General features: G+C 40.9%; 5 protein-coding genes. All 5 read right to left on the bottom strand.

Going from position 1 to position 5,014, the window contains the following annotated elements:
• Positions 1 to 205: 205 nt before the first annotated feature.
• From B4N75_RS09140 to B4N75_RS09120, 5 genes are read right to left on the bottom strand one after another with little or no spacing between them, the layout of a single operon-like run.
• Positions 206 to 1,456 carry an ABC transporter substrate-binding protein gene (locus tag B4N75_RS09140; protein WP_296666503.1) on the bottom strand — a complete coding sequence of 417 codons (1,251 nt, stop codon included), beginning with the start codon at positions 1,454 to 1,456 and terminating at the stop codon, positions 206 to 208.
• A 58-nt stretch (positions 1,457 to 1,514) separates the two neighbouring features.
• Positions 1,515 to 2,222, bottom strand: a complete 708-nt coding sequence (locus B4N75_RS09135; RefSeq protein ID WP_078931706.1) for an ABC transporter ATP-binding protein — start codon at positions 2,220 to 2,222, stop codon at positions 1,515 to 1,517.
• 3 nt (positions 2,223 to 2,225) lie between these two features.
• Complete coding sequence (locus tag B4N75_RS09130) at positions 2,226 to 2,963, bottom strand: ABC transporter ATP-binding protein (RefSeq protein ID WP_296024845.1); 738 nt, start codon at positions 2,961 to 2,963, stop codon at positions 2,226 to 2,228.
• A gap of 43 nt (positions 2,964 to 3,006) precedes the next feature.
• Positions 3,007 to 4,023 (bottom strand): branched-chain amino acid ABC transporter permease, encoded by a 1,017-nt coding sequence (locus B4N75_RS09125; protein ID WP_296024848.1) that lies wholly within the window; start codon positions 4,021 to 4,023, stop codon positions 3,007 to 3,009.
• Between the two features lie 42 nt (positions 4,024 to 4,065).
• Positions 4,066 to 4,926 (bottom strand): branched-chain amino acid ABC transporter permease, encoded by an 861-nt coding sequence (locus B4N75_RS09120; RefSeq protein ID WP_296024852.1) that lies wholly within the window; start codon positions 4,924 to 4,926, stop codon positions 4,066 to 4,068.
• Positions 4,927 to 5,014: the final 88 nt, after the last annotated feature.

The following is a 5,014-nucleotide window of genomic DNA, read 5'->3' as shown; positions in this document are numbered from 1 at the left end:
GCTAGCTACCTTGTCATTATCGAGCTTGACCCGACAATCTCTTAAAAAACTACACTAGATTGCCGTGTCAGCACGAAAACAACTCATAGATAACTGTTCTTTTTTAAATTCGAAATCCGGACTATTTATAAAAAAAGCTGGCAGTTTTTAAAACCGCCAGCCTCGTTCTGACCTTATTTATCGGTCATTTTTTGTTAATTTGTTTTTATTTTAAAGGAGCTGGATACTGAACATCGGCAGCGGCTTCTTCAAATGGCCATACTGTTGCCCATTCTCCGTTCTGAATCTGAGCAATAGCAACTGTCGCAGGAATGTTATTGTGATGATGTTTTACACCGTCGATAACTTCATCTCCAAACTTGATTTCGTTATATGGAAGAATGATTTTTGGACCATTTGGGAACTGTCCAACGATATGCATACTTGCGAGAGCGTCGCGAACTTTTGTTCCGTCTGTTGAACCCGCCTGTTCAAATGCTGTTTTCAAAATCCAGATTGCAGTAAATGATTCGGCAGAATGTCCGTTCATATCTACGCCATATTTTGCCTTGAATTTATCATTGATTTCTTTTCCTTTCGGGAAGTCAGCAGAAAATTCAACTACAGAAGCGATTCCGTTTGAAATTCCAGGTGTCGCAGGAATAAATGAAGGATCAGCAAATCCGTTTGCTTTTGCAACAATTACAGGCGGATGAGCGTTCTGTTCTGTAAGTGTTTTTGTAAAGAGAATTGCATCTGCAATGTAAGATTCACAAAGAACTGCATCTGGCTTAGCGTTGCGGATTTTCAAAACTTCAGATGTCAAATCTGTTGTTCCGCCCGAATACTGAACTTCTGCTACAATGTTAAATCCGTATTTTGGAGCGAGAATTCTTGAACAACGGATAAGTTCCTGTCCAATGTTTGAGTTATCTGCAAAAATTGCAATGTTCTTCATAGGAACGCCTTTTTTATCTTCCAAATCTTTGAGGTAAAGATACTGGTCTTCTACATAGTCTGTGTTTGTAGGACACATACGGAAGAAATATTCGAGTCCCTGGCTAGAAAGGTTGTCTACTGTCGAAATTGCAGTAATTTCTGGAATTTTATACTGTTCACAAACCTGAGCCGCAATTGCTGTAATTGTTGACTGGTGGCAACCAAGAATTGCATTAACTTTATCCTGAGTTACAAGGCGTTCAGCAACAGAACGGCCAACTTTTGGGTCACCCTGAGTATCGCCACGGACAATTTCGATTTTGCGTCCATTTACACCGCCCTGAGCGTTAATCATATCAACAGCAAAATCAACACCGCGCATAATATTGTTTCCAATTGCCGCCTTATCTCCAGAAAGCGCGTACATTGCGCCAATTTTGATTGTCTGTGCTTCAGCAGATTTTTTTTCACAACCAACTGTAAACACAGCCGCTGCAATAAGAGCAGCTCCTGTCAAAACTTTTGTAATTTTTTTCATAAAAGAGTCCTCCTTCTTCAACTCGTTTACAATATTCTTATGTTAAAGGTCTTTAACCTTAAATGCCAAGATATGCTTTTTTTACATGCTCATTTTTTTCGAGCTCTTCTGCCGTCTGCTCCAAAACAACATGACCGTTTTCGATTACATAGCCGTAATCAGAAACAGCAAGCGCTTTTGTAATATCCTGCTCGACAAGCAAAATACCGATATTTTTTTCTCTGGCAAGATGAACTGCAATTTCCAGAATATCATCAACAATATTTGGAGCAAGACCAAGCGACGGCTCGTCCAAAATCAAAAGCTTTGGAAGACCGGCCAACGCGCGCGCAACTGCAACCATCTGCTGTTCACCGCCAGAAAGAGTTCCTGTAATCTGCTTGCGGCGTTCCTTCAGTTTTGGAAACGCTTCGTAAACAAATTCTTCAGTTTCGGCAAATTTTGCCTTTGCTTCCTTGCTGTATGCGCCCATTTCCAGATTTTCGTAAACCGTCATTCCGGTAAAAAGCTGCCTTCCTTCCGGAACCTGAATAATTCCCTGATCCAAAATAAAACGGCTAGAACGGTCAGCAAGCTCTTCTCCGTTAAAAATAACAGAACCGCTGCTTGCCTTTACCATTCCGGTAATTGTGCGGACAGTCGTTGTCTTTCCAGCGCCATTTGAACCAAGCACAGCAACAACCTGTCCGTCCTTTACTTCAAGAGAAATGTTCCACAAAACCTGAACTTTGCCGTATCCGGCACAAAGATTATTAACTTTAAGCATAAACTATTTTCCCTTTTTTCCAAGATAAACTTCAATTACATACGGATCATTCATTACCTGCAAAGGCGTACCTTCGGCAATTTTTTCTCCATGGTGCAAAACAATAACTTTTTCGCAAAGATTTACGACAGCTTTCATAATATGCTCAATCAAAAACACAGTTATTCCGCTTTCGTTAATTTTGTGAATCAGCTCAATCGCCTGATCAGTTTCGGCAGGGTTCAAACCGGCCATAACCTCGTCCAAAAAAAGCATTTCCGGTCTTGTTGCCAGGGCACGCGCCATTTCCAGACGTTTTTGGTCTGGAGTTCCCATTTCTCCGGCAATTGCATTGCGCTTTGAATAAAGGCCTGTAAATTCCAAGACTTCTTCCGCAATATCTTTAGCTTCCGCCAAATTTTTTGCCTTGTCTTTTCCAAAAAAAGCGCTCGGCACAATGTTGTCCAAAACAGAAAGCGTCGAAAGAGGCTTCATAATCTGGAAAGTTCTTGCAATTCCCATATCAGTATAGTTAAAAGGCTTGCAATCGGTAATATCCCGCCCTTTGTAAAAAATATGTCCTTCTGACGGCGGATAATATCCGCAAATCATATTAAAAGTTGTTGATTTTCCGGCGCCGTTCGGACCAATCATTCCAGTAATTTTGCCTTCTTCGATTTCAAGGGAAAGATCATTTACTGCACGAAGACCACGGAAGTTTTTTGAAATATGTTCTACTTTGATAATTGGTGTATCGCTCATTTGCTGCTCCTTAGAAGTGATAAAACGCACAAACGCACTTTTATCACGCTTCCTCCCCTGCTTTTTTTCCAAAAATCTTAACATCAATCCATTCTTTTACTCTGCTCTTCGAATACCAGCCCAAAATTCCAACCGGCCTAAAGCGAATAATACAAAGCAAGGTAATTGCATAAAGAATAAGGTTGATTCCCGGCAAAATACCGCCAAATTTATTTCTGAGCCATTCACTCAAAGTAAGAAGAATAATTCCGCCAACAAGCGGACCTTCAACAAAAGCAGCGCCGCCGATTACCGCAGGAAGAATAAATTCTGTAGAGAAAGACTGAAGCATAAGGTCGCAGTCAATATAACGGTTGTAATTTGCATAAAAACAGCCAACCATTGCGGCAATCATAGCAGAAATTACAAGCGCAATAACTTTATATTTCATTGGGTTTATACCAATCGCATTTGCAACATCCTCATCTTCGCGGATAGTTTTTAGTGCAAAACCAAGCTTGCTTCTGTTGATTTTTTTCATAATCAGATAAACGCCGATCACCATAAGCAAGGCAATGTAATAATAAGGCGTTTTTGAATGAAACCTAAACTGCGCAAAAGAAGACTCTCCGTACGGAAGCGGAATGCCCATTGCTTTTCCGGCAAACTCCCAGTTAAGCATAAACTGCCTGATTGTCTCGCCAAACGCAATCGAAACCAAAGTAAAATACGGACCGCGGAGCAAAAAGCACGGATAAAAAACAATACCTGCAATTAGACCGACAAAAATCATAGCAATAGGAATCGCAACCCACGGATTCATACCGCTTTTTGTCATAAACAGACAGGCAACATAAGCGCCAAGACCCATATACGCGGCGTGTCCAAGAGAATTTTGACCAGTCATACCGCCGAGCAAATTCCACGCCAAAGACATTGTCGTAGTATAGAAAATAACTATAAAAACATTTACAAGATACGGATTGCCAGCAAAGACAATCGGCAGCAAAACCAAAACCAGCATAAAAACACCAAGCAAAGCCGCCCGTCTTTTTTTATAAGTAGTCGTTAAATCAAACATATTATCTGTCCCCCAAAAAATCAAAATTAAACCAGCAAAAAACTATCGTCGTCTTAAAATAATAATCTGGCGAACAACAAGAATAATTATGAACGCAACAAACACGGTCAAATCGCGGTAAGTCGGTCCAATAATAAGACTGCTCATTGTTTCCATAAGCCCAAGACAGATACCGGCAATGCACGCGCCTTGAATCGAACCAAAACCGCCGACAACAACAACAATCAGCGCCTTAAAGCTAAACTGGCCGCCAACCGTCGGATTTATTACATAGAACAGAGTAAGCAAGTCTCCGGCAATTCCGGCAAGCGCGCAGCCAAGACCGTAAGTAAAAATGTAGATTTTTTTAACAGGAATACCGACAACTTCCGCGCCAACCGAGTTCTGCGAAACAGCGCGAATCATTTTTCCCATTGTCGAATGTTTAAGGAAAACAAAAAGCCCAACAGTAATTACAATCAGCGCGCACAAGCTTACAAGCTTAGGAAGAAGAATCGAAACCGGTCCAAGATGAATTGTAATTCCCGAATAAGGAGTAACAATAGTCCGGTTAAGCGAAGAAAAGATTACAAGAGCAACATTCTGGTACAAAAGTCCAAGACCAACCGTCAAAAACAGCAAGTTAGTAAAACTATGCGTGCCGAGCGACGGCGTAATAAGAAAGTGCTGAACCAAAGCGCCAATGCCAAAAGTGCAAAGGGCAACAAGCGGAAGCGCGGCATAAGGATCAATGCCAAGCTGCGAAAAAACAAAAGTCAGATACATACCGACCATCAGCATTTCGCCATGACAGAAGTTGATGATTTTCATAACACCAAAAATAACGTTCTGCCCCATACCCATCAGTGAATAAAATCCACCTATCAGAATTCCATTTACCAAAGCCTGAAGAAAAATACCCATAAGATGAACCTCGCGTTACTTTTAAAGCCTAACATTCATCTTGCCAAAGTCAAACTAAAAAACAGTTATAAAACTAGCCGTTATAAAA

Origin of the sequence: Treponema sp. UBA7570 (assembly GCA_002477955.1) — a bacterium.
Lineage (GTDB): Bacteria > Spirochaetota > Spirochaetia > Treponematales > Treponemataceae > Treponema_D.
The sequence above is the reverse complement of the archived record's forward strand: the minus strand, read 5'-3'. Positions and strand labels throughout refer to the sequence as shown.

Excerpts from the sequence above, each read along its gene's own strand:
- B4N75_RS09140 (WP_296666503.1), bottom strand. The coding sequence starts at position 1,456 with ATGAAAAAAATTACAAAAGTTTTGACAGGAGCTGCTCTTATTGCAGCG.
- B4N75_RS09135 (WP_078931706.1), bottom strand. The coding sequence starts at position 2,222 with ATGCTTAAAGTTAATAATCTTTGTGCCGGATACGGCAAAGTTCAGGTT.
- B4N75_RS09130 (WP_296024845.1), bottom strand. The coding sequence starts at position 2,963 with ATGAGCGATACACCAATTATCAAAGTAGAACATATTTCAAAAAACTTC.
- B4N75_RS09125 (WP_296024848.1), bottom strand. The coding sequence starts at position 4,023 with ATGTTTGATTTAACGACTACTTATAAAAAAAGACGGGCGGCTTTGCTT.
- B4N75_RS09120 (WP_296024852.1), bottom strand. The coding sequence starts at position 4,926 with ATGGGTATTTTTCTTCAGGCTTTGGTAAATGGAATTCTGATAGGTGGA.